The sequence below is a fragment of the Streptomyces sp. NPDC058632 genome (genome assembly GCF_042717095.1).
In the GTDB taxonomy this organism is placed as follows: Bacteria; Actinomycetota; Actinomycetes; order Streptomycetales; family Streptomycetaceae; genus Streptomyces.
On the sequence record NZ_JBHXQZ010000072.1, the window covers coordinates 18924 to 42042 of the forward strand.

The 23119-nt window shown below is 72.3% G+C and carries 17 protein-coding genes and 2 pseudogenes; 8 read left to right on the top strand and 11 right to left on the bottom strand.

What is annotated here, in order from left to right:
* The first annotated feature begins 17 nt into the window (after positions 1-17).
* Together ACFWVE_RS24905 and ACFWVE_RS24910 are read left to right on the top strand one after the other, a co-directional pair.
* The gene (locus tag ACFWVE_RS24905; RefSeq protein ID WP_384017967.1) at positions 18-4574 is read left to right on the top strand and encodes a DUF6531 domain-containing protein; all 4557 of its coding nucleotides are present in this window, start codon (positions 18-20) and stop codon (positions 4572-4574) included.
* Positions 4575-4597: 23 nt separating this feature from the next.
* Positions 4598-5071, top strand: coding sequence for a hypothetical protein (locus tag ACFWVE_RS24910; protein WP_384017969.1), 474 nt, complete (start codon positions 4598-4600; stop codon positions 5069-5071).
* Between the two features lie 99 nt (positions 5072-5170).
* Here ACFWVE_RS24910 and ACFWVE_RS24915 read toward each other — a convergent pair.
* The 4 genes and pseudogenes from ACFWVE_RS24915 to ACFWVE_RS24930 all read right to left on the bottom strand — a co-directional run.
* Positions 5171-5532, bottom strand: a pseudogene (locus ACFWVE_RS24915) (cupin domain-containing protein); the annotation flags it as partial.
* Positions 5533-5890: 358 nt separating this feature from the next.
* Positions 5891-6319: a hypothetical protein gene (locus tag ACFWVE_RS24920; RefSeq protein ID WP_384017972.1), complete on the bottom strand. Its 429-nt coding sequence runs from the start codon at positions 6317-6319 to the stop codon at positions 5891-5893.
* A 51-nt stretch (positions 6320-6370) separates the two neighbouring features.
* Positions 6371-6931: an ISAs1 family transposase gene (locus tag ACFWVE_RS24925; RefSeq protein WP_384017975.1), complete on the bottom strand. Its 561-nt coding sequence runs from the start codon at positions 6929-6931 to the stop codon at positions 6371-6373.
* Positions 6932-7128: 197 nt separating this feature from the next.
* A pseudogene (locus ACFWVE_RS24930) lies at positions 7129-7257 on the bottom strand (IS630 family transposase); the annotation flags it as partial.
* A gap of 392 nt (positions 7258-7649) precedes the next feature.
* Between ACFWVE_RS24930 and ACFWVE_RS24935 the strand changes: the two are divergent.
* On the top strand, positions 7650-9056 hold the full coding sequence (locus ACFWVE_RS24935; protein WP_384017978.1) for an MFS transporter: 1407 nt from the start codon (positions 7650-7652) through the stop codon (positions 9054-9056).
* 96 nt (positions 9057-9152) lie between these two features.
* Here the strand turns inward: ACFWVE_RS24935 and ACFWVE_RS24940 are convergent, their stop codons facing one another.
* From ACFWVE_RS24940 to lnt, 4 genes are all read right to left on the bottom strand, one after another.
* Positions 9153-11189 carry a helix-turn-helix domain-containing protein gene (locus tag ACFWVE_RS24940; RefSeq protein WP_384017981.1) on the bottom strand — a complete coding sequence of 679 codons (2037 nt, stop codon included), beginning with the start codon at positions 11187-11189 and terminating at the stop codon, positions 9153-9155.
* A gap of 213 nt (positions 11190-11402) precedes the next feature.
* Positions 11403-12203 carry a 3-hydroxybutyrate dehydrogenase gene (locus ACFWVE_RS24945; protein ID WP_384017984.1) on the bottom strand — a complete coding sequence of 267 codons (801 nt, stop codon included), beginning with the start codon at positions 12201-12203 and terminating at the stop codon, positions 11403-11405.
* Positions 12204-12257: 54 nt separating this feature from the next.
* The gene (locus ACFWVE_RS24950; protein WP_384017987.1) at positions 12258-12737 is read right to left on the bottom strand and encodes an NUDIX domain-containing protein; all 480 of its coding nucleotides are present in this window, start codon (positions 12735-12737) and stop codon (positions 12258-12260) included.
* A 75-nt stretch (positions 12738-12812) separates the two neighbouring features.
* Entirely contained in the window at positions 12813-14417 is a 1605-nt protein-coding gene (lnt, locus tag ACFWVE_RS24955; RefSeq protein ID WP_384017990.1) for an apolipoprotein N-acyltransferase, read from the bottom strand.
* Positions 14418-14784: 367 nt separating this feature from the next.
* On the opposite strand from lnt, the gene ACFWVE_RS24960 reads away from it, so the two are divergent.
* Positions 14785-14976, top strand: coding sequence for a hypothetical protein (locus tag ACFWVE_RS24960; RefSeq protein ID WP_384017993.1), 192 nt, complete (start codon positions 14785-14787; stop codon positions 14974-14976).
* A gap of 19 nt (positions 14977-14995) precedes the next feature.
* Here the strand turns inward: ACFWVE_RS24960 and ACFWVE_RS24965 are convergent, their stop codons facing one another.
* Both ACFWVE_RS24965 and ACFWVE_RS24970 read right to left on the bottom strand, forming a co-directional pair.
* Positions 14996-15541 carry a hypothetical protein gene (locus tag ACFWVE_RS24965; protein WP_384017996.1) on the bottom strand — a complete coding sequence of 182 codons (546 nt, stop codon included), beginning with the start codon at positions 15539-15541 and terminating at the stop codon, positions 14996-14998.
* A 101-nt stretch (positions 15542-15642) separates the two neighbouring features.
* The gene (locus ACFWVE_RS24970; RefSeq protein WP_384017999.1) at positions 15643-16428 is read right to left on the bottom strand and encodes a glutamate racemase; all 786 of its coding nucleotides are present in this window, start codon (positions 16426-16428) and stop codon (positions 15643-15645) included.
* Positions 16429-16485: 57 nt separating this feature from the next.
* On the opposite strand from ACFWVE_RS24970, the gene ACFWVE_RS24975 reads away from it, so the two are divergent.
* Positions 16486-17667: a glycosyltransferase gene (locus tag ACFWVE_RS24975; protein WP_384018002.1), complete on the top strand. Its 1182-nt coding sequence runs from the start codon at positions 16486-16488 to the stop codon at positions 17665-17667.
* A gap of 89 nt (positions 17668-17756) precedes the next feature.
* Here the strand turns inward: ACFWVE_RS24975 and ACFWVE_RS24980 are convergent, their stop codons facing one another.
* Complete coding sequence (locus ACFWVE_RS24980) at positions 17757-19010, bottom strand: TerD family protein (protein WP_384018014.1); 1254 nt, start codon at positions 19008-19010, stop codon at positions 17757-17759.
* A 291-nt stretch (positions 19011-19301) separates the two neighbouring features.
* Between ACFWVE_RS24980 and ACFWVE_RS24985 the strand changes: the two genes are divergently transcribed.
* The 3 genes from ACFWVE_RS24985 (at position 19302) to ACFWVE_RS24995 (ending at position 23061) form a co-directional block, all read left to right on the top strand.
* Positions 19302-19733, top strand: coding sequence for a DUF6643 family protein (locus ACFWVE_RS24985; protein ID WP_384018005.1), 432 nt, complete (start codon positions 19302-19304; stop codon positions 19731-19733).
* A 125-nt stretch (positions 19734-19858) separates the two neighbouring features.
* Positions 19859-20689: an MOSC domain-containing protein gene (locus ACFWVE_RS24990; protein ID WP_384018008.1), complete on the top strand. Its 831-nt coding sequence runs from the start codon at positions 19859-19861 to the stop codon at positions 20687-20689.
* A 773-nt stretch (positions 20690-21462) separates the two neighbouring features.
* Positions 21463-23061 (top strand): right-handed parallel beta-helix repeat-containing protein, encoded by a 1599-nt coding sequence (locus tag ACFWVE_RS24995; RefSeq protein ID WP_384018011.1) that lies wholly within the window; start codon positions 21463-21465, stop codon positions 23059-23061.
* Positions 23062-23119 lie beyond the last annotated feature (58 nt).

Sequence of the window (23119 nt, forward strand, 5' to 3'; positions counted from 1 at the left end):
CACAACGGGGGAAGATCATGGGATACCGGCCGAGTGATTGGCATGTCCTTGACCTGGACAAGGACCCGACCCCCGGCGACCCGCAACGGGTGCGCACCCTGGCCAAGGTCCTGCACGGCTTCGCCGACGACGTCTCCGAGGCGCTGCGCCTGGTGAAGGGGATGGCCGGTGAGGGCACGCTGGCGGAGTGGGCGGGCAAGTCCGCCGACGTGTTCAAGGAGGAGTTCTCCGGCGTCCCGAAGAACCTGCGGAAGCTGGAGAAGTCGTACGGGATGTGCGGTGACGCGCTCGCGGACTACTGGCCGAAGCTGGAGCGCGCCCAGGCCCTGGCCGACAAGGCGCTGGCGAAGGCGCGCGAGGCGCGTGCCGATCTGTCCTCGGCGCAGTCGAAGCTCACTTCGGCGGAGTCCTGGGTCGGGCGGGCGACGAGGGAGGCCGACAAGTACAAAGACGATCCCACTGGATCGAGGTCGGACGCGGACAAGCCCGACGAGGCGAAGGTGCGGGCCGCGACCCGGGACGTGCGGAGCGCCAAATCCGCCCAGGACAAGGCGCAGTCGGACGTGTCCGCGGCGCAGGACGCGCTCGCGGCGGCGAAGAAGATGGCCGAGGACGCGCGGAAGATGCGCGAGGAGGCCGCGCGGGACGCCAAGTCGAAGATCGACGAGGCGTCGGACGCGGGGATCCAGAACCGGTCGTGGTGGGAGGAGGTCGGCGACTGGTTCCTCGACAACTGGGACACCATCATCGCCGCCTGCAAGATCGTCGTCGCGGTCGTCGGCATCGTCGCCATGATCATCGGCGGGCCGATCCTGGCCGCGATCGTGCTGGTCGCAGCGCTCGCCCTGCTCGCCGACACGCTCTACAAATACTCAAAGGGACAGGCGTCCCTGTGGGACGTGGGGTTCGCGGTGCTGGAATGCATCCCCGGCATGAAGGGCCTGACAACCCTCGGCGCCCTGGCCAAGGGCGCCAAAACCTTGGCCGCGGGAGGGTTGAAAGCCATGGCCAAGGGGCTCGGAAAGGGCCTGCGCCGAGAAGCCGACGACGCCGCGGCGAAGTCCAAGCCGTCCAAGGGCCGCTGCAAGAACGGCGATCCGATCGACATGGTCTCCGGCGAAATGCTCATGGAGGCGACCGATGTCGAACTTCCCGGCCTGCTCCCGCTGGTACTGCGCCGCACCCACCTGTCCACGTACCAGTGGGGCCGTTGCTTCGGTCCGTCCTGGGCCTCCACCCTGGACGAACGCCTCGAACTGGACGACGAGGGAGCCGTTTTCGCCACCGAGGACGGCATGCTGCTCTTCTACTCGGTGCCCCGGCCGGGCAGCTCCGTCATGCCACTGGAGGGCCCGCGTTGGCCACTGGACTGGGACGGCACACCGGGCACCCCTCTTCGCATCACCGACCCCACCACGGGGATCACTCGTCACTTCGCACCCCGGTCGAGCCCGGCCGCGGCGGACGAGGCCTTCACGCTGCCCCTGGCCGCGATCACCGACCGCAACGGGGCTCGTGTCGACTTCGATCGTGACGCCGACGGCACCCCTGTCGCGGTACGCGACTCGGGCGGCAGGCACCTGCACGTCGACACGACGGACGGACGTGTCACCCGGCTCCGCCTGCGCACCGTGGAGGACGGCCCCAAGAGCACGGTTCTCAGGAGCTTCGGCTACAGCCCCGAAGGAAACCTCACCGAGATCCACGACTCGAGCGGCCGGCCGCTGAAGCTCACGTACGACGAGCGTGCCCGCATCACGTCATGGACCGACCGCAACGACTACTGGTACCGCTTCACCTACGACGCCCTGGACCGCTGCATCGCCGGCGAGGGCGCCGACGGCAGCCTTTCCTGCACCATCGAGTACGACACCGAAGACCGCCGGACGTACTACACGGACGCGCTCGGCAACACGACGACGTACCAGTACGACGAGCTGTACCGGCTCGCCACCGTGACCGACCCCCTCGGCCACAGCGTGCACACCGAGTGGGACCGGTTCGGGCGGCTGCTCTCCCGTACCGATGAGCTGGGCAACACGACCCGCTTCACGCTGGACGCGCACGGTCAGCCGGTACGGATGGACAGGCCGGACGGGACCGGCGTCCAGGTGGAGTACGACGGCTTCCTGCCCGTCGCCGTCACGGAGTCCGACGGTGCGCGGTGGGAGTGCACCTACGACGACCGGGACAACCTCCTCACCAGTACCGATCCGCTGGGCGCGGTGAGTTCGTACACCTATGACGAGCGGGGACACCGGATCGCGCAGACCGACGCGCTCGGCAACACGTTCCGCTTCGAAACGGATGCCGCCGGGCTCCGGGTGAGGGCCGTGGACCCGCGTGGCAGCGTCGTCACCGTGCGACGGAACGCGTTCGGGCGTGTCGTGCGCATCGAGGACCCGGTCGGCGGAACCGTCCGGCAGGAGTGGGACCCGGACGGCCGGCTGCTGTGGCGGGAGCGGGCCGACGGCGGCCGCGAGACCTGGTCGTACGACGCCGAGGGCAACCTCACGTCGCACCGTGACGCCGGTGGCTTCGTCACCGCCTTCGAGTACGGCGCGTTCGACCTGCCGAGTGCCCGGACCGACCCGGACGGCACCCGCTACCGCTTCACCCACGACGCGGAGCTGCGGCTCGTCGGCGTGACCAACCCGCGCGGCGACGAATGGAGTTACCGGTACGACACGGCGGGCCGCCTGACCGGCGAAACGGACTTCAACGGCCGCAGGCTCGGGTACGTCCTCGACGCCGCCGGCCATCAGGTGGAGCGGACCGACGGCACCGGGCAGACGGTTCGCCTCACCCGCGACGCCGCCGGGCGGGTGGTGACGGCACGGACGGACGACGGTGACGTCACCACCCTGCGCTACGACACGGCCGGCCGGCTGATCGAGGCCGTGAGCCCCGGCAGCAGGGTCACCTACGGCTACGACGCCCTGGGCAGGATCCTCACCGAAACCGTCGACGGCCGTACGGTCACCAGCCAGTACGACCCGCTGGGCCGACGGACACGGCGCACCACACCGTCCGGAGCCACCTCGCACTGGTCGTACGACTCGGCGGGACTGCCCACGTCGCTCGTCACCGACGGCGGGGAGCTGACCTTCGCCCACGACGCGGCCGGCCGGGAAACCGCCCGCGGCCTGGCCGGTGCCGCGATGCTGACGCAGTCCTGGGACGCGGGTCACCGCCTCGTCGAACAAGTCGTCAGTGCCGGCACCCGGGGCGGCGCGCGGGTGCGCCAGGCCCGCTCGTACGCCTACCGCGGGGACGGCCAGGTCACCTCGATCACCGACCGACTGGGCGGAACCCGCAGGTTCGACCTGGATCAGGTGGGCCGCGTCACCCGGGTGTCGGCCGACGCCTGGACCGAGACCTACGCCTACGACGAACTGGGCAACCTCACCGACGCCGCTCACCCCGCCCCCGGCGGACAGGACGCGCAGGGCCCGCTGCGGCATACCGGCACGAAGGTCGCCTCGGCGGGCCGCACCACGTACGAACACGACGACCAGGGCCGCGTGGTCCGCGTGATCCGGCGCACGCTGTCCGGGCTGCGGCGGATCTGGACCTACGCCTGGGACGCCGACGACCGCCTCACCGAGGCCGTGACGCCCGACAGCGGTGTGTGGCGGTACCGCTACGACGTGCTCGGCCGGCGCACCGCCAAGTGGCGCGTGCACGAGGACGGCTCGGTCGGCGACGAGACCCTCTTCAGCTGGGACCGCGCCAACCTGGCGGAGCAGCAAAGGCTCCGCGACGGGCGGGTGGAGACCGACACCTGGGAGTGGGAACCGGGCACTCACCGGGCGGCGGCCCAGGTGCGGACCCGTCGGGGCACCGACGCCCCGGACGCGATCGACAGGCAGTTCTACGCGATCGTCACCGACCTGGCCGGAACCCCCAGCGAGCTGATCGACGAGGAAGGCACGGTCGCCTGGCGGGCCACCACCAGTCTGTGGGGACGCCCCCTGGCCGGTGACGACGAGGGCCTCTGCCCGCTGGCCTTCCCGGGCCAGTACCGCGACCCGGAGACGGGCCTGCACTACAACCTGGCCCGCTACTACGACCCGGACACGGCGAGCTACCTCACCCCCGACCCCCTCAGCCTGGTCCCCGCCCCGAACCACCACGCGTACGTCGACAACCCGCTGCGCTGGAGCGACCCGCTCGGCCTGGAGGGCGACGAGCCGGTCCGGATCTACGACGACTCGACCTACGACAAGCATGGTTCGAGCAGCGGTTCGTCGGCCAAGGGAGAGATCGGGCGCGCCCCCGCGAACGGCCAGGCCGCGCTGGACCGGTCCATCACACGGGGCGACGGCAGCAACCCGGACGACTTCCGGCGCATCGGCGTGGACCACGTCAACAACGAGATCGTGGTCCTCGACCGGCACGACTACGAAACCGACAAGAACGGCAAGATCGTCAAGGAGATCTACCATGGCCACGTGCAGGCCTCGTACCCGTCGGGCGCTGTCAAGGAGAAGGACCTGACCAAACTCGTCAGGGCCGGAATGATCAACAACAAGAAGAAACAGAAGGTGCTCCCGCCCAAGTGCGACGGGTGACGGGCGGAGGGGGAAGACCGGTCATGGCGTACGAATGGGACTGGGAAAGCGGCGAGGGTCTGCTGGGTATCGACGACCCCGCGGACTGGGATGCCGCGTTCGAGCGTGGTGAGCGGCGTCTGGGGACGGCGGCGATCGGGTTGGCCTTCAACTGTTCGCTGGAGGAGGCGTCGCCCCGGATCGTCCGGGCGACGCGGTTGCCGGACGTCGCTCAGCGGGGGTTCGCGTTCACCGCGGTGGGCACCGCGGCACGGCTCCACGGGGCATTGACGCCGGAGTTGTACGCCGTGCTGCGGGCGGCCGGCCCCGGCCGCAGGAGCATCGCCGTGAACGCCGTCGACGACACCCTGACCTTTGTGCCGTTCCGGGATCTGCCGCCGTGGCTCAAGCGGTGGAAGGCGTATACGGCGGTCCGGGACAAACTGGAGGGCTGGTGGCTGCGCGCCGAGGACGCGGTGGGGGACGCCTGGCGGGCCCTGCGCGGTCGGCGTTCATGAACCGGGCGAGTACGCACGGTGAGGCCGAGTGAGCGCAGTGTCCGACAAGTCGTACGTCAACGACCGGATCGACGTCGACGACGCCACCGGCACGGTCGGCAGCGACTCGAGCAACGGCGTCATCGCGATCGTCTTCGGTTCCCCGAACGCGAACGGCGTGCGGTCGGGGCGAAGAAGGCGTCGTGGAACTCCGCGCCCGCCGTCGCCCGGCCCCCGTGCACCACTCCGGCGGGCATCCCCAGTCCGTACCCCTCGGACACGGTGAAGACGCGGTCCTCCACCCGGAACGTCAGCGTGCCCCCGCGTACCCGGACGAGCTCGTGCAAGGGGTGCGAGTGCGGCGTCCACTCCGTGGGGACGCGGGGAATCCGGAACCCGGCGATGACGGCGGAAGGGTCCGCCTCCCGCTCCGGGAGCGTCACGACCCGGCGCACCACGGTGCCCGCCTCGCGCCGCCGCATCCCCGGGTTCTCCTCACCGCGGGACGATCGGACCATGCGGACGAGTCCATCCGGGGCCCGCACCGGCGCCGGGGCCCCTGCCCTGCGGCGAACCGGTGAGCGGCGCCGCGAGGCCGCGCCCGAAGGATGTGAGACCGCGCCCGGAAGACGCCTGGTCCTCCCCTCACCCCTGTCGCGGGCCTCCCGGGCGGATTGCGGTGATCGACGATTCACGCGCACCTGACGCACCGCCAGGAGAGGCGCCATCCGGGTTCGGCGCCTTCGTATGCCGTGGGTTCGCAGAACCGTGCCGGTTCTGACGCGTCAGGGACTTTGCGTGTTGCGGTTCTGTCCGGTTGAGCACGTGAGTCCCGGTTGATCATGTCCATCCGAGTGCGGCCAGAGGGCGGCCTGGGTGGCGGGCGTGGTGGCGGGTGGCGGCGGCGGCGATGTTGGTACGGCCGTCCTGTCGGAGGACGCTGATGGCGAGGTTGCGGAGGCCGGCCATCACGCGGGGCAGGCGGCCGGCGCGGATGGTGGAGGCGTCCTCGGCGAACGTGGTGTCACGGACGTGGTGGAGCTGGTTCTCGATCTTCCAGTGGCCGCGGATCCAGGCCGCGATCCGGGCTCCGGAGGCCGCGCCGGGTGGGAGGCTGGTGACGAAGTACAGCCGCTCGATCGTGATCTTGTTGCTGGTCAGGTCCTTGCGCCAGCGTATGACGCGCGGGGCCTGGCGGGCACCGGGACAGCTGAGGTGCTGGAGCGTGACCGTCTTCAGGTGTCGGACCTCGAGCCTGCCTCGGCCCATGGTTCGCTCCTTGGGGTCCAGGGCGACGTCGGCCCACGGCAGTGTTCACAACTACTCGAGCAGACCAGGGTGGTTGCCCTTGACGGCAGCGATGTAGTGGGCGCCACGGTCGCGCAGCCACCGGCCGTTCGCGTGCTGCGTGTGCGCCGCGTCGGCGGTGATCACGGTGTTGTCCAGGTCGAGGTCGTGCAGGAGCGAAACAAATGCGCGTGTCTCGTTGCTCTTCGCCTCAATCTGTTGCTGCCCGAGGGCCGTTCCGGTGTGGTCCATCGCGGCCAGCAGCCACACCGCCTTCCCACCCGCCGCTCGTGAGCCGCGCAATTGTTTCCCGTCGACGGCGACCGCCCGCCACCTCGCTTTCGCCGTGGTCCGGCCGACGGCTCTGGCCCGCAGGGATGCGCTCACCGCGGCGTCGAGGACGTCACCGACGAGGCGGGTGAGCAGCCGCATCACAGTGGCGGGGTGCGGCAGCGTGACGACCGTCTTGGCGAACGGGTCGACGGCGAAGCCCAGGGCCATGCTCGCCCAGACGGGCGCATCGCTGATCCACTCGGCGATCGCTGTCAGGGACCTCGCTCCGGCCAGCACTCCGGCCGCGGCAGCCGTCACCATCGCCACCAGAGGAAAACGTCGGCCACGGCGGTCGCGTGGATCAGACAGGCCGGCAAAAACCGGGCCAGGCACACCGCGTCCGACAGCGGTTGCGGGGAAAGGGTACGGGCCAGTTGCTCCAGGCCCGAGGGGATGGGAGAAGCTGAGACAACAGGCACGGTTTTCGGTTGTGGGCATGCGGATTCGCTACCTATCGATCAGAAACTCATGGAGTTCTCGTCCAGGACGTAGCGGACGGCGGGGCCGCCGAAGTAGCCGCGGACGATGTGCGGTTGCCGCTGGCGCCTGCGGAAGAAACGGCGGGTCTCGGCGGCGAGTTCGGCCTGGCCCAAGCCGGGTCGGCCTATCAGTCAGGTCGCCTACCGCGTAACGGCCCTGAGCCGATCAGCCCCAAGATGTCCGAGTTCAACGGAGTGCAGTCAGCACCAAGTCAGCACGGGAGGGGTGAGCACAGGTGATGACGTGGGCTTTTAGTCAGCACCAAACCAGCACGGGAGTCAGCACCGCACCGTCAAATCACCCTGAACTGCGCGTCCTCGACGGCACTCGTTTCGACCACCATCGCTCCCCTGAACCGCCTTTCCACGAGCCGGCATGGTGGCCGCACGCATAGCGAACCCTCGAACTATGTTGCCCCGCCACATGTGCGCCTGACCTGCGGATTCCTACGGTGTGGCGACACGCAAACGTCCCCGTCACACCCCAGGAAGTGGTGCCGATGTCGTCGCCCTCAGCCGCTCCACCAGCCCCCGCCAGCCTCAAGCGCATCGTCGCCGCGTCCCTCATCGGCACCACCATCGAGTGGTACGACTTCTTCCTCTACGGCTCCGCCGCCGCACTCGTCTTCAACAAGCTGTTCTTCCCGGGCTCCGACCCGCTCGTCGGCACGCTGCTGTCGTTTCTGACGTACGCGGTCGGGTTCGCCGCACGGCCGCTGGGTGCGTTGGTCTTCGGGCACTACGGGGACCGGCTCGGGCGCAAGAAGCTGCTGGTGCTGAGTCTGCTGCTGATGGGCGGGGCGACCTTCGCGATCGGGTTGCTGCCCACGCACGCGACGATCGGCAGCGCCGCGCCCGTGCTGCTCACCGTGCTCCGGCTGGTCCAGGGGTTCGCACTGGGCGGCGAGTGGGGAGGTGCCGTGCTGCTGGTGTCCGAGCACGGGGACGCGCGGCGGCGCGGGTTCTGGGCCTCGTGGCCGCAGACCGGTGCTCCGGCGGGCCAGTTGCTGGCGACCGGTGTGCTGTCCTTCCTGACCGCCGTGCTCTCGGACGCGGCCTTCGGCAGCTGGGGCTGGCGCATCCCGTTCCTGCTCTCGGGTGTGCTCGTGATCGTCGGTCTGTGGATTCGTCTCTCTGTCGATGAATCGCCGGTGTTCCAGCAGGCTCTGGCGCAGGCCGAGGCCCGGAAGGCGGACGCCGGCGCCGCTGTGGAAAAGACGCCGCTCGTGGCCGTGCTGCGGCACCACTGGCGGGATGTGCTGGTCGCGATGGGCGCGCGTATGGCGGAGAACATCAGCTACTACGTGATCACCGCGTTCATCCTCGTCTATGCCACCACCTCGGCCGGCGTCTCCAAGCAGACGGCACTGAACGCCGTACTGATCGCCTCCGCCATCCACTTCGTCACCATCCCGGCCTGGGGTGCGCTGTCGGACCGGATCGGGCGGCGGCCCGTGTATCTGATCGGCGCGGTCGGCGTCGGCCTGTGGATGTTCCCGTTCTTCGCGCTGATCGACACCGGCGGATTCGGCAACCTGCTCCTCGCGGTGACCGTGGGTCTGGTGATGCACGGCGCGATGTACGCGCCGCAGGCCGCCTTCTTCTCCGAGATGTTCGCGACGCGGATGCGCTACTCCGGGGCCTCGATCGGGGCCCAGTTCTCCTCCGTCGCCGCGGGCGCGCCCGCACCGCTGATCGCCACCGCGCTCCTCGCGGACTACGACAGCTCCACCCCGATCGCCCTGTATGTCATCGCCGCGAGCCTGCTGACGGTCGTCGCCGTGGTCGCGGCCAAGGAGACCCGCAACCGGGACCTGAACGAGATCGCCCCGGGAGGAAAGGCCCAGGGGCCGGCCCGGAATCCCGCCGGGACCCCGGCCACGACACAGGACGCGCGCACCGGCTGATCACTCCGGCCACCGGCTGTCGGACACCGGGCCGGCCCCCGTACGTCCGCAACGCACGTACGGGGGCCGGCCCCGTCCCGGCTCCGGACCTGGTGCCTACGCCCGTGCCGAAGCCGGTACCGAGAACCGGTACAGACGCAGGGCGAGTTGGATCTCCAGGGCGCGGGCCGGGCTCTGCCAGTCGTCACCGAGGAGGCGGCCGACGCGTTCCAGGCGCTGGGCGACCGTGTTCACGTGCACGTGCAGGTCGTCCTTGGTGCGGACCGGGCTCATGCCGCAGGCGAAGTACGTGTCGAGGGTGCGCAGCAGGTCGGTGCCGCGCCGTTCGTCGTACGCGACGACCGGGCCGAGGGTCCGGTCGACGAAGCCCGCGATGTCGCCCTCTGCGGCCAGGAGCAGCCCCAGGAAGCCGAAGTCCTCGGCGGCGGCACCGTCGCCGGGCCGGCCGAGCACGCGCAGGGCGTCGAGACAGCGCCGGGCCTCCGCGTAGGCGGCCGCCACGGTGTCGGGGCGGGCGGTGAGGTGCCCGAGCGGGGCGGAGGCACCGACGGTGACCGGTTCGTGGACGGCCGTACCGAGTTGGCGGGCGGTGCGACGGGCAAGGTCGGTGGTGGTGTCGCCGGGGCCCAGGGGCAGCAGCAGGACGGTGCCGCCGTCGCGTGCGGAGGCGAGGCCCTGGCGGGTCGCCGCGAGGTGGGACGCCGCGGCCCACAGGCGCCGACGGGCGTCCGCCTCCTCGTCGGCGTCTGCGGCTGAGCCCTCGAGACGGGCGGAGAGCACGGCGTGGGTCGCGTCGAGGTCGGCGTGCAAACGCGCCGCGCGCTCGCGCAGCAGGCGCGGATCGCGGTCGCGGGCGTCGAGCAGATCGTCGAGCAGTTCGCCCCGGACGCGCTGCTCGGCCTCGGCGGCGGAGCGGCGGGCGAGCAGCAGGAGCGAGGTGACCATGGCCGCGCGTTCCAGAGTGCGCTGGTCGACGGGGTCCAGGCCGGGGTGGCCGCGCAGCACGAGGGCGCCGAGGAGTTCGTCGCCCGCGGCCACGGCAGCGATCCAGTCGCGGCCGTGCCGCACCGCGTGTCCCTCCGCGCGGGACGCCTCGAGGGCCCGGGCGGGTGCGGTGGCGGCCTCGGTGAACTCGACCGTGCCGTCCAGGACCTCGGAGACGGCGGCGGCCACGTCGTGGACCCCGCCACCGCGCAGGACGAGTTCGGCGAGCCGGTCGTGGACGTCGGAGGCGCGCTCGATGACGCCGCTGCGGTCCTGGATGATCTCGTTGGCGCGTTCCAGGCCGGCGAGGGCCGAACGGGTCTCGGCGAGCAGGTTCGCGGTGTCGATGGCGGCCGCGGCGAGCGCGGCGAAGGAGCCGAGCAGGGCGATCTGTTCCCGCTCGAAGACCCGGGCCCGCCGGTCCGCGGCGAACAGCACGCCGATGACGGTGTGCCCGAGCATCAGAGGTACCCCGAGGATGGCCACGAGCCCTTCGTCCCGCACACCGGTGTCGATGGGGAGGGTGTGCTCGAAGCGGTCGTCGCGGAAGTAGTCGTCGGTGACATAGGGGCGGGCGGTCTGCGCGACCAGGCCGCCGAGCCCTTCGCCCATGCCGAGGCGCAGCTGCTGGAAGCGGGCCGCGACCGAGCCCTCGGTGACCCGCATGTAGGTGTCGCCCCGGGCCGGGTCGTTCAGGCTGAGGTAGGCGACGTCGGTACCGAGCAGTGAGCGGGCGCGCTGCACGATCGCCTGGAGCACGGCGTCCAGGTCGCGCAGTCCGGCGAGGTCGTGGGCGGTCTCGAAGAGCGCGGACAGCTCGGCCTCCCGGCGGCGCCGTCCCTCCAGGTCGGAGCGGACGCGCAGGGCGAGCCGCCGGGCCTGTTCGAGGGCGGTGATCCGCTCGGTGGGCAGTCCCTCGGCACGGGCCAGGAGCACCGGCTGCTCGTAGGCCTCGGCGGAGGCGCCCCGGGCCAGGAGCTCCAGGAACGGCGTCTCGGCGCTGCTCTGTGCGGGGCGGGCGGGTGCGGGAGCGTCGTGCGTGGGACCGTCGTGCGGCTCGTGCGCGGTACGGTCGTCGGGGCGCGTCCGGCCCGGCACCCCGGCACCGGGGCCCGGGCGCTCGGCGGACTGCACGTGATCGCGGGACATGGTCACAGGATTCCTCATCCCACGGCCGCCCCGTCAGGCCTGTGGACAACTCGGCGGGCGGGGGGCCGTGGGCCTGTGGACGACAGGGCCGAGCGGGCACCGGGTGACATCCGGCGTGGGTTCCGGGGTGAGGCGCCGGCGGTGGGCACCACGGCCGGCGCAGGGATCTCCCGTCACGTCACTCGCACTGCCGGTCGGTCGGTCGGTCGTGGCTCAGTGCGCGGTCCAGCCACCGTCCATGACGAATGAGGTTCCGGTCACGAAGGACGCCTGCGGGGTGCACAGGTACGCCACCGCCTCGGCGACCTCCTCCGGTTCGAGGAGCCGCTTGACCGCGCTGTCCCGCAGCATGACGGTGGCGACGACCTCCTCCTCGGGGATGCCGTGCGCCCGTGCCTGGTCGGCGATCTGCTTCTCGACCAGTGGGGTGCGCACATAGGCGGGGTTCACACAGTTCGAGGTGACACCGTGGGGTGCGCCTTCGAGAGCCGCGGTCTTGGACAGTCCCTCGAGACCATGTTTGGCGGACACATAGGCGGACTTATAGGCCGAAGCGCGCAGCCCATGGACCGAGGACACGTTGACGATGCGGCCCCATCCCTGTCCGTACATATGGGGCAGGGCGCCGCGGATGAGCCGGAACGGTGCCTCGAGCATCACGGTGAGCACTGTGTGGAAGACGTCGGGCGGGAAGCCCTCGATCGGGCGGACCAGCTGCAACCCGGCGTTGTTGACCAGGACGTCCGTGCCCGCGGCGGCGAGTTCGGCGGCGTCCAGGTCCATGAGGTCGAGCACGTGCGGCTCGACGCTGCCGCCGAGGTCCCCGGCCTGATCGGCCAGTGCCTCCAGGCCGACGGCATCCCGGTCGACGGCTCTCACCTTGGCGCCGGCGGCCGCGAGCCGCAGCGCGCAGGCGCGGCCGATGCCGCCGGCGGCGCCGGTGACGAGAGCGGTACGGCCACCGAGGTCGAGCAGGGGGGCCTGGGGGGCGGCGAGGGCGTGGGGCGCGGTCATGTCCCGACCCTAGGCAGCGCCCCTACTCCGCCCCATGTGGTTGCGCCCCACAGTTCAGCCAGAAGTAATGGGGTCGAACCATGTGGGTGCGTCAGTCATGGCTTGCTTGATCCGGAAGCGCCCGAACTCGTTCAGCTCCGGCAACGCGTCCACGGCGAACCAGGCGACATCCAGCGATTCGTCGTCGTTGACCCGGGCCTCACCGCCGACGGCACGGCAGCGGAAGGTGATGTCCATGTACTGGCAGACGTCGCCGTTGTCGTACGTCACCGGGTCCAGCGCCTGGACCATCACGACCCGCTCGACGACGCAGCGCACCGCGGTCTCCTCCTCGACCTCGCGCACCGCGCAGGCCGCGGGCTGCTCCCCCGGGTCGGGGATGCCCCCGATCACCGACCACTTACGGGTGTCGGACCGGCGGTTCAGCAGCACTCTGCCCTCGTCGTCGAAGACGAGGGCGGTGACCCCGGGAAGCCAGAGCAGCTGGTGACCGGCGGAGGCGCGCAGGGTGCTGATGAAATCAGGAGTAGCCATGCCTCAAACCCTAACGGGCAGGTAGGGCCGCTCCACGACGCTTCAGGGGGCGTGCGCCGGATGTACGACTGCGCGTCACCGGCGCGTCCGCCCGCGCGCACCGGCGCCGACGGCCCACGCCAGGCCGCCCGCGGCGACCAGGACGAGGGCGATCTCGGGGAGGGTACCGAGGCGGGTGGCGGGCGTCAGCGAGGAGCGCAGCGGCACCTCCTGCACCAGGGAATCGGCGACGAACATGCCGGTCCTCTGGCGGACCTTCCCGTCCGGCGTGATGATCGCGCTGACGCCGCTGGTCACCGGAACGGTGACGGTGCGGCTGTGCTCGACGGCGCGGACCCTGGACATGGCGAGCTGCTGGTAGGTCATCTCGCTGCGGCCGAAGGTCGCGTTGTTGCTGGGTACGGAGATCAGCTGGGCGCCGTCGGTGACCGTGTCGCGCACCGCCCAGTCGAAGGCCGCCTCGTAGCAGGTGACGAGTCCGACTCCGGTGCCGGCCATGGTGAACACTCCCGGTTCGGTGCCACGGCTGAAGTCCTGGCGGACCATCGACGTCCACTCGTCGTTGATCGCCCCGACCAGGGAGCGCAGCGGAAGGTACTCGCCGAAGGGCTGGATCTGCCGCTTGTCGTAGGTGTCGACGGGACCCTTGTCCGGGTCCCAGAGGACCTGCTCGTTGAGCAGCTCGCCGTCCTTGCCCACCACGGCGCCGACCGAGATCGGGGCGCCGATCGCCTGCGCCGCGCGGTCGATGACGGCACGCGCGTCGGCGTTGGCGAAGGGGTCGATGTCGGAGGAGTTCTCCGGCCACAGCACGATGTCGGGCCGCTCGGCCTCGCCCGCGTCGACGGCGGCGGCCAGGCGCTCCGTCTCGCGCGCGTGGTAGTCGAGGACGGCACGCCGCTGGGAGTTGAAGTCGAGCCCCAGACGCGGCACGTTGCCCTGGACCACCGCGACGGTCGCCGTGCCGTCCTCGGCCGTGTCGCTCACCAGTGGCCGGGCGGCGGCCGCGGCCACGAGGGGCACCGCCACGCTCAGCGCGCCGACGGCCGCCGCGACGCGGCGCACGGTTCCGCTGCGGCGGGCGTCCAGGGCCACGCGCACGATCTCGTACAGGCCGAAGCCGCACAGAACGACCGCGAAGCCGAGCACGGGGGTGCCGCCCAGCGCGGCGAGCGGCAGGAACACGCCGTCCGCCTGCCCGAACGCGACCTTGCCCCAGGGAAACCCGCTGAACGGCACACGCGCGCGTGCCGCCTCCCCGGCGGTCCAGAGCGCGGCGGCCCACACCGGCGTTCCGGGCAGCTTCGAGACCGCGGCGACACCGGCACCGACCAGCGCGACGAAGACCGCCTCGATCACGGCGAGGGCGAGCCACGGGCCCGGCCCGACCTCCACACCGGTCCACACCAGCAGGGGCAGCAGAAAGCCCAGGCCGAAGAGATAGCCGAGGCCGAGCCCCGCCTTCCAGCTCCGCCCGCGCAGCAGCAGGCCGAAGACGGCGAAGGCGGGCAGCGCCAGCCACCACAGAGTGCGCGGCGGGAAGCTGACGTAGAGGAGCAGCCCACAGAGTGCTGCCGTTGCGAACGGAACGAGGCGCACGAGCCACCGGCGCCACGCGCCGGGGGCGGTCTGCGCGGGCATCGGGTCCGACTCGCCGACGGAGGTTGCGGTGACGGTCACTCCGCGAGTCTACGGCGGCCGACCTGGGCACCGACCGTGCCGCCGCCGGGGTGACCGGACCGGCCTGGGCGGTCGCCGGGGACGCCGGGCCGGCCGACGCGCTGGAGGGCCGGCCGACCCCGCACCGGGTGGAACTGTGGCGGGACGCGCTCGGGATGGCGCGTCACGACGCGGGCCCGGGGGGGGCCGGGGCGCTTCGGGAAGCTGAGCACCACGGCCGGCCAGCCGGACCGTGCCGTCCGACGGCCGGCCCCGCTCGGCCCCACTCCGGCCGGCGGCCGAACCGGGCCTCGTCGGGGTGGCACTGCCTGCGTTGGCCTCCGGCCGGGTTCTGTGTGCGCCGTGGCGCGGTCCGCGTGCCACGCCCGTGGTGCTCCCGGCGGGTGCGGCACTGACGGCCGTCACGGCGGTCGCCGCCGTGGAAAGCGCGCTGAGCCTCACCGCGGTCCCGTTGGGGGCGGGCCTGCTCGCGGGACTCGCGACGGCCCGCCCGCTCTCCTCCGGTGCACCGGAGCGGCCGACGGACACTCCCGTACGCGGGGCCCGGCTCGCACCGTGACCGCCCCCGGCGCGGCGGCTCAGCCCGCAGGGTCCGGCCGGTGCGGGTGGAGACGGTCGCGGATGACGCTCACCGCCGCCTCCGCGTCGTCCACGGTGATCGTGAAGGTGTGTCCGTCCCACAGGCTCAGGGCGATGCCCTCGCCACGGCGCACGACGACCGCGGTGCCCTTCTCGGGCCGCCAGCGGTAGCCCCAGCCGCCCCAGTGCCGCGGGGTGACGTGCGGGACGAACTCGGCTCCGGCGACGTGCGACAGCGGGATGCGGCGGCGCGGCACTCCGATGTGGCCGCAGCGCACTTCCACGTTGTCCTCGTCGACGCGCAGCGCGACGTGCACGAAGGCGAGGGTGCCGAACAGGACCAGCAGTCCGGCCGCGATGCACCCGACGACGGCCATGGCCAGCGGCGCGGTGCCGTTCGACCAGGCCGAGTCGACGGCGAGCACGATGCCGAGCGCCATGCAGGCGACACCGATCAGTGCCAGCAGCCACTGCATCCGGTTGGTCGCGCGACCGGTCCAGACGTGGGGGTACGGGGCGTGGGCACCGTGGGGGTGGTCCCTCATACTTTCGAGGTTACTCACGTTTCGCTCCTCGGGTACCGCGTCGCCCGGCGTCACCGCGCCGGCCGGGCGTGCGAAGAGCCGGGGTGCCGGGTGGCCGGGGGTCACCCCGCGGGGGTGACCTGCTGGAGCAGCCTGCCTTCCGCGTAGGTGAGCGCGGGCCGGGGCAGCGCGCCCTCGCGTCCGCTCAGCAGCACGGTGAGGGTGCCGGTCGCCGGGGCCTCGGGGGCGGGCCGCTCACCGAGGCGGCGCATGGCCTGGGCGGCGACCGCTCCGGCGGAACCGTGCAGGACGAGCGGCGGCAGGCCGGGGCGCTGCACCGCGGCCCTGATGCGTTCGGCGACCAGTTCGTAATGGGTGCAGCCCAGGACGACGGTCGTCACCTCGTCCGGGGTGAGTTCGGCGGCGGCGGCGACGGCGGCGTCGATCGCGCTCTCGTCCGCGCGTTCCACGGCCTCCGCGAGCCCCCAGCACGGCACCTCGGTGACGTCGACGCCGCCGGCGAAGTCCTGGATCAGGTTCCGCTGGTACGGGCTGCCGGTCGTGGCCGGGGTCGCCCAGATCGCCAGCGGTCCGCCGCCGGCCGCGGCCGGCTTGATCGCCGGGACGGTGCCGACGACGGGCAGGGTGGGTTCGAGGCGGGCGCGCAGGGCGGTGAGCGCGTGCACGGTCGCGGTGTTGCAGCCGACGATCAGGGCGTCGGGCCGGCGCGCGGCGGCCGCCTCGGCGACGGCGAGGGCGCGGGCGGTGAGGTCCTGGGGGGTCCGGGGTCCCCAGGGCATGCCGTCGGGGTCGAGGGAGAGGACGAGATCGGCGTCGGGGCGGAGGCGCCGTACCGCTGCGGTGGCCGCCAGCAGGCCGATCCCGGAGTCCATGAGCGCGATCTTCACCCGGTCACGATAGACGATGGGCCGTGTCCGGCCGCTCGTCCGGGGCAGACTGCGCACGTGAGCACCCTTGTCTGGACCGCCGTGGTGTCCCTCGCCGCCTGGCTGTGGCTGCTGCTCGGGCAGGGCTTCTTCTGGCGTACGGACGTCCGGCTTCCGCCCCGGCGGGAGCCGGAGTCGTGGCCGTCGGTGTGCGTGGTCGTTCCCGCGCGGGACGAGGCGGCGGTACTGCCCCTGAGCCTGCCGTCGCTGCTCGCCCAGGACTATCCCGGGCGGGCGGAGGTCTTCCTCGTCGACGACGGCAGCACGGACGGCACCGGGCGGCTCGCGCGTGAGCTGGCGGACCGGCACGGCGGACTGCCGCTGACCGTGGGTTCGCCCGGCGAGCCGCCGGCCGGCTGGACCGGCAAGCTCTGGGCCGTGCGGCACGGGATCGGCCTGGCACGCGCGCGTGCGCCCGAATATCTGCTGCTCACGGACGCCGACATCGCGCACGCGCCCGACAGCCTGCGCCGGCTGGTCGCGGCGGCCCGCACCGGCGGGTTCGACGTCGTCTCACAGATGGCGCGACTGCGCGTGGAGAGCACCTGGGAGCGGATGATCGTACCGGCGTTCGTGTACTTCTTCGCCCAGTTGTATCCGTTCCGCCGGATCGGGCGGGACGGGTCGCGGACGGCCGCGGCGGCCGGGGGCTGTGTGCTGCTGCGTGCGGAGACGGCCGGGCGGGCGCGGATCCCGGACGCCATCCGGCAGGCCGTCATCGACGACGTGGCGCTCGCGCGGGCGGTCAAGGCCGCCGGCGGACGGGTCTGGCTGGGGCTGGCGGACGGGGTGGACAGTGTGCGCCCCTACCCGCGGCTGGACGATCTGTGGCGCATGGTGTCGCGGAGCGCGTACGCGCAGCTGCGGCACAGCCCGGTGCTGCTGGCGGGTACGGTCGCGGGTCTCGCGCTGGTGTACCTGGTGCCACCGGTGGCGGTGGTCGCGGGGCTGGTGGCGAAAAGTACGCCGGCCGTGGCCGCCGGTGCGGCGGCCTGGCTGGTGATGGCGGGGACGTACGTTCCGATGCTGCGCTACTGCCGGCAGCCGCTGTGGCTCGCTCCCCTGCTGCCGTTCACCGCGTTCCTGTACCTGCTGATGACGGTCGACTCGGCGGTGCGGCACTACCGCGGGCGGGGTGCGGCCTGGAAGGGCCGCACCTACACGCGTCCGGGCGCCGTGTCCGGCCCCGACGAGGGCTGAACCCGCGGCCCGTCAGGTGTCATGAGGCGTCAGGACGTCTCATGACCGGTCAAGGATCCCGTGCCGCCGGAGCCGCTGCCGGCCGGGGATCACTTGCGGCCGGGGGTCCAGTTCATGCCCCAGCCGTAGACGCGGTCGACGGTGCGCTGCGGACTGACGCCCCGCTCGGGCACCAGGTAGCGGGCCTCGCGCTGGACCACGAGGTCGCCGCCGGTGTTGGTGATCAGGGCCAGGGCGCACACCGTCGAGGGAACGGTGCACTCGTCGAGCGAGAAGTCGATCGGGGCGCCGTGCTGCGGCTGGAGGGTGACTGTGGCGTGCAGGTCGGCGAAGGAGCGGGCGCCTTCGTAGATGGTGACGAAGACGAGGATGCGGCGGAAGTACCGCTGGTGGTCGAGGCTGACGGTGAGGTTCTCGCCGGAGTCCGACGCGCCGGTGCGGTCGTCGCCGTCGAGGTGGATGAAGGGGGGCCGCTGCAGTGCCCCGTACGCGTTGCCGAGGGCCTGGACGACTCCCTTGCTGCCGTCGCCGAGTTCGAACAGGGCGCACAGGTCGAGGTCGAGGTCGGAGTGCATGGCGACCGGACGGCCCAGCTTGCCCGCCCAGCCGGAGAACTGTTTGCGCACCTGCCAGTTGAGGTTCACTCGCAGGGCGCCCGAGGTTCCGCCCTGCTTGGTCAGCGAGACGGAGGGGGCGGCCTTGGTGAGCGTCACCTTGGTGAGCCGGACCGGCGACGCGGCGGGAGGCGGGGGAGGCGCGGCCGGCGGCCGGGCCGGGGGCGGGGCGGTGACCGGGGAGGCAGGGGCGGCGGAGGCTACGTGCTGGGGCTCGTCGACGGTGATGCCGTAGTCGGTGGCCAGGCCCTCGAGTCCGCTGCTGTAGCCCTGTCCGACGGCGCGGAACTTCCAGGCGCCCTGGCGGCGGTAGAACTCGCCGAGCACGAGGGCGCTCTCGCTGGTGGCGCCCGTGCTGTCGAAGCGGGCGGCGACGGTGCCCCGTGCGGCGTCCTTGACCTCGATGTACAGGCCAGGGATCCGGCCGAAGGCGCCGCCGTCACAGGAGGCCGCGAGGATCACGGTCCCGATGCCGGGCTCCACGCGCGCGAGGTCGACGAGGACGGTGTCGGTGACCTGCCCGCCGTCGTTCCGCTTGCCCTCGTGCCGGACGGCTCCGGAGGGGTGGGCGGGCTGGTTGTAGAAGACGAAGTCGCTGTCGGAGCGGACCTTGCCGCCGACCAGCAGGAGCGCGGAGGCGTCCGCGTCGGGTACTCCGGGGCCGGCGCGCCACCCCAGTTCCACGCGGAGTGCCGTGGTCGGCACCGGCGTGTTCGCCCCCTTCGACATTGACATGTCCGCCCCCATCACGTGTCACCCCGCCAGGCGGTACCCGGCATGCGTCGTGTTCCGTGCGCACAACCTAATACCCGTGCGCGGGAACTCCCATGGGGCATGCGCGGGGAGGTAGGTCACCGCAGGTAACCCCGCCGGAACTCGGCTTTTACCAGATAGTCATCCGGACGTACAGACGTTTCATCCGACTTCGCCCGAATTAGCTATCCCAGGGTACGTCGGGCACGGAAAACAACCCTCTTATCGGTCTCCCCAACCAGCACATCGTGGGCTTAACTTATGGCCATGACCTCCCCCCGCTCCACTTATGGCGGCGGCTACCACTCCGCCTCCTTCCCGGACACTCCGATCTACGACTCACTCGTGGCCGAGCGGGGCACCCCGCAGATCGCCCCGATCCGGGTCCCCTCCGCCTATGACGCGCCGGGCAGCCATCTGCCCGCGCTCCCCCCGGCGTTGCCCGCGCTCCCGGCGGCCCCTTCCCAGCCCGCCTACGGGTACCCGCAGGCGCAGCAGCCGGCGCCGCTCCAGCAGGCGCACTCGCCGTACATCCCGCAGCAGGCCACCGCGCCGCGCGGTTACCCCGGCCACCAGCCGCAGCAGCCGCGTCCGGCCGCTCCCGGTGCGGGTTACGAGGCGATGCGCCCCGCGGCCCCGCGTCCGGCGCCGGCGCCGTACCAGGACCCGTACAACAACCAGCAGTACCGCGGGTACTGAGCGGTGTCCGGTGCTCGCCGAGTACCGGACACCGAGCCGTTCCAGGCGGTGAGCCACGGGCCCTGAGCCGTTCCGGGAGGGCCGCAGCCCCCGAAGTCGTCGTCACCGGCTGGCACGATGACCCCATGGGGAACACGCTGCTGCGCTCGATTCACATCCATCCGGTCAAGGGCTTCCGGAGCCTGCCTCTCGGGGAGGTCGTCGTGGAGCCCTGGGGGCCGGCCGGAGACCGGCGCTGGATGCTGATCGACGACGGGGGAAGGGTCGTCACGCAACGCAGGCATCCGCGCCTCGCGCTGGCCGCTGCCGAGCCGTTGCCCGGCGGCGGTCTGGAACTGTCCGCGCCCGGCAGGGCCCCGGTGACAGTGGCCGCGCCCCCGCCGGGAGGCCCCACCGAGCGGGTGGAGATCTTCCGCGACAGGATCGACGTGGCGCCGGCCGAGGACGACGCCGTGCACGCCTGGTGCAGTGCCTTCCTCGGCGCCGAGGTGCGTCTGGTGCACCTGGACGACCCCGCCACGCGCCGGCCGGTGGACCCGGAGTTCGCGCTGCCGGGCGAAACGGTCAGCCTCGCCGACGGCTATCCCCTGCTGCTCACCACGACCGCGTCCCTCGACGCCCTCAACGCCCTGGTCGCCGGGGGCGATCACGCGGGCGAAGGGCCCCTGCCCATGAACCGCTTCCGGCCGAACCTGGTCGTCGAGGGCACCACCGCCTGGGCCGAGGACACCTGGTCGCGCATCACGGTCGGCGAGGTCGCCTTCCGTGTCGCCAAGTCCAGTGGACGGTGCGTGGTCACGACCACCGACCAGCGCACCGCCGAGCGCGGCCGGGAACCCCTGCATTCGCTCGGCAGGCACCGCCGGTTCGGCGACAAGCTGGTGTTCGGGCAGAACCTGGTGCCCCTCGCGCCCGGTACGGTCCGGGTCGGCGATCCGGTCACGGTCCTCGCCTGACGAACGCCCGGACTCCGTAACGCCGTAATCCGCGCAGCCCTCGAGCATGCGCGGGAACCGCGTCGCGGGCCCGCCCGTCGGCCCTCTCCGAGGACTCGGCAGGAGAGCCCTGGGTGATGTCGGGTGACGCCCCCCTCTCTTCGGCGGAACCTCGCGGGGGACGACCCCGCCGGGGGTTGTCACGAAATGATCACGGGCGGGGAGGGGGGGGTGCGCCGGGGCGGGCGATCGGCGGGCTCCGGCACCGGCGGCACCAGGTGCGGGCCACGGTGGTACGGGTTCCCGGGCACGCCCGTGCGGACATCGGTCCGGAGGGTGCCTCCGGCCAGGCCCTGCGCACCCGGGTCACGGCCCGCCGGACCTCCCCGGACGGCACCGGGCACCACGGCCCGGTCCTGGTGCGCCAGAACGACCCGCGGCCGGGCGGGCACTTCCCCCCGTGGACCGGCGGCGGGGGCCGCACAACGGCCCGCCCGCCGGACACCGCGACGGCGACGACACACGCCGTGCCCGCCGGCTTCGGCGCGGCCCTGCTCACGGCTGCCCTGGTCGAGGGCGCGAGACGGCTGACCCTCCGGCGCACGATCAGGCACCGGTACACGGTCCTGGACCAGGCAGGGGACAAAGCGGGCCCCGACCGGGGCAGGACCGGCACCGGAAGCCGACGGCCTTCCGCCTCTGGTCAATCCGGCAGCCGTGCGCACGCTACGGTGGTCCGACCGAAGGAATCGACGACAAACCCGCGTACGACAAGGTGGGGGCACGGCTACGCCATGGCACAGGGCACGGTCCAGGTGACGCACACCGGCACATCGCGGTGGCGGCGCCGCACAGGTGAGTACGCGTCCCTCGCCGCCGCCCTGGAGGCCGCGGCCGAAGGCGACGTCCTCACCGTCGCTCCCGGCACCTACCGGGAGAATCTCGTCGTGGAGCGGGCGGTGACCCTTCGTGGTCCCGAGGGCTCGTCCGGATCGGTGCGCATCGCGCCCCTGGACGGGGTTCCGCTGACCGTACGCGCTTCGGCGGTGGTCCAGGACCTTCATGTGGAGGGGCAGGACGCGGCGGCGCCCGCCCTGCTGGTCGAGGACGGCACCCCGGAGCTGCGGGACATACGGGTGGTCACCCGGTCCGCGGCCGGCATCGAGGTGCGCGGCAGCGCCCGGCCGACGGTCCGCCGTTGCACGGTCGACAATCCGGCGGGGGTCGGCATAGCCGTGCTCGACGGCGGGGGCGGGGTGTTCGAGGAGTGCGAGGTGGTCGCCGCGGGGCAGGCGGGCGTCGCGGTGCGCGGGGGCGCCCGTCCCCGCCTCGAGCGCTGCCGCGTGCACCATGCGGCGGGCTCGGGCCTGACCGCGACCGGGGACAACTCGTCGCTCGAGGCGGTGGGCTGCGAGGTCTACGAGGTGCGGGGCAGCGGTGTCCAGGTCACCGGCCGGGCGACCGCGCACCTCACCGACTGCGATGTGCACCGCACCACCGGCGACGGGGTCACACTCGACACCGACGCGGTGCTGACACTGGCCGACTGCCGCATCCACGACATCCCGGAGAACGCGGTCGACCTGCGCTCCCGTTCCGTGCTCACCATGACCCGCACCACCGTGCGGCAGTTCGGCCGCAACGGCCTGTCGGTGTGGGACCCGGGCACCCGCGTGGACGCCAACCAGTGCGAGATCTTCGACAGCACCGGCGACTATCCGGCGGTGTGGGTGAGCGACGGCGCCACCGTCGTCCTGGACTCGTGCCGGGTGCACGACGTGCCGGACGCCCTGTTCGTCCTCGACCGCGGTTCGCGCGCGGACGTGGTGGACAGCGACCTGTCGCAGGTGCGCAACACCGCCGTGTCGGTGAGCGACGGCGCCACCGCCCAGCTCGACGACTGCCGGATCCGGGAGGCGGCCACGGGAGCCTGGTTCCGGGACCACGGCAGCGGCGGCACCCTCAACAACTGCACCCTGGACGGGATGCAGACCGGCGTGATCGTCACCAAGGGCGCCGACCCGACCGTCGAGCGCTGCACCATCGACTCCCCGGAGGAGGCCGGTGTCTACGTCTCGGCCGGCGGTCGCGGCAGCTTCCTCAACTGCCGGGTCACGGGCAGCGGCGGCTACGGCTTCCACGTGATAGACGGCAGCCGGACGACGCTGCGCAAGTGCCGCACGGAACGCTGCGCGCGCGGCGGGTACGAATTCGCCGAGAGCGGCGCGGCTCCCGGCGCGGGGGGTCCGCTGGTGGAGGACTGCACCAGCGACGAGAGCGGCAGCCTGACGCCGCCGGCGGCACCGGAGCCGGCCGTGCAGACCACCGGCCACTCCCCCGGCCTGCGCGGCGCCCAGGCCCGGGCGGGGGGCGCGCCGAGCCCCGCCGCGTAGGGGCGCCGGGCGGGCGTTGGGGGGGAGCCCCCCGCGTCGACCCTGGGCGGGGCACAGA

Bases quoted from the DNA above. Each gene is read 5' to 3' on its own strand.
- ACFWVE_RS24980 (WP_384018014.1), bottom strand. From the start codon at position 19,010: ATGTCGAAGGGGGCGAACACGCCGGTGCCGACCACGGCACTCCGCGTG.
- ACFWVE_RS24905 (WP_384017967.1), top strand. From the start codon at position 18: ATGGGATACCGGCCGAGTGATTGGCATGTCCTTGACCTGGACAAGGAC.
- ACFWVE_RS24990 (WP_384018008.1), top strand. From the start codon at position 19,859: ATGGGGAACACGCTGCTGCGCTCGATTCACATCCATCCGGTCAAGGGC.
- ACFWVE_RS24965 (WP_384017996.1), bottom strand. From the start codon at position 15,541: ATGAGGGACCACCCCCACGGTGCCCACGCCCCGTACCCCCACGTCTGG.
- ACFWVE_RS24910 (WP_384017969.1), top strand. From the start codon at position 4,598: ATGGCGTACGAATGGGACTGGGAAAGCGGCGAGGGTCTGCTGGGTATC.
- ACFWVE_RS24995 (WP_384018011.1), top strand. From the start codon at position 21,463: ATGGCACAGGGCACGGTCCAGGTGACGCACACCGGCACATCGCGGTGG.
- ACFWVE_RS24940 (WP_384017981.1), bottom strand. From the start codon at position 11,189: ATGTCCCGCGATCACGTGCAGTCCGCCGAGCGCCCGGGCCCCGGTGCC.
- ACFWVE_RS24985 (WP_384018005.1), top strand. From the start codon at position 19,302: ATGACCTCCCCCCGCTCCACTTATGGCGGCGGCTACCACTCCGCCTCC.
- ACFWVE_RS24920 (WP_384017972.1), bottom strand. From the start codon at position 6,319: ATGGGCCGAGGCAGGCTCGAGGTCCGACACCTGAAGACGGTCACGCTC.
- ACFWVE_RS24945 (WP_384017984.1), bottom strand. From the start codon at position 12,203: ATGACCGCGCCCCACGCCCTCGCCGCCCCCCAGGCCCCCCTGCTCGAC.
- ACFWVE_RS24935 (WP_384017978.1), top strand. From the start codon at position 7,650: ATGTCGTCGCCCTCAGCCGCTCCACCAGCCCCCGCCAGCCTCAAGCGC.
- ACFWVE_RS24950 (WP_384017987.1), bottom strand. From the start codon at position 12,737: ATGGCTACTCCTGATTTCATCAGCACCCTGCGCGCCTCCGCCGGTCAC.
- ACFWVE_RS24925 (WP_384017975.1), bottom strand. From the start codon at position 6,931: ATGGTGACGGCTGCCGCGGCCGGAGTGCTGGCCGGAGCGAGGTCCCTG.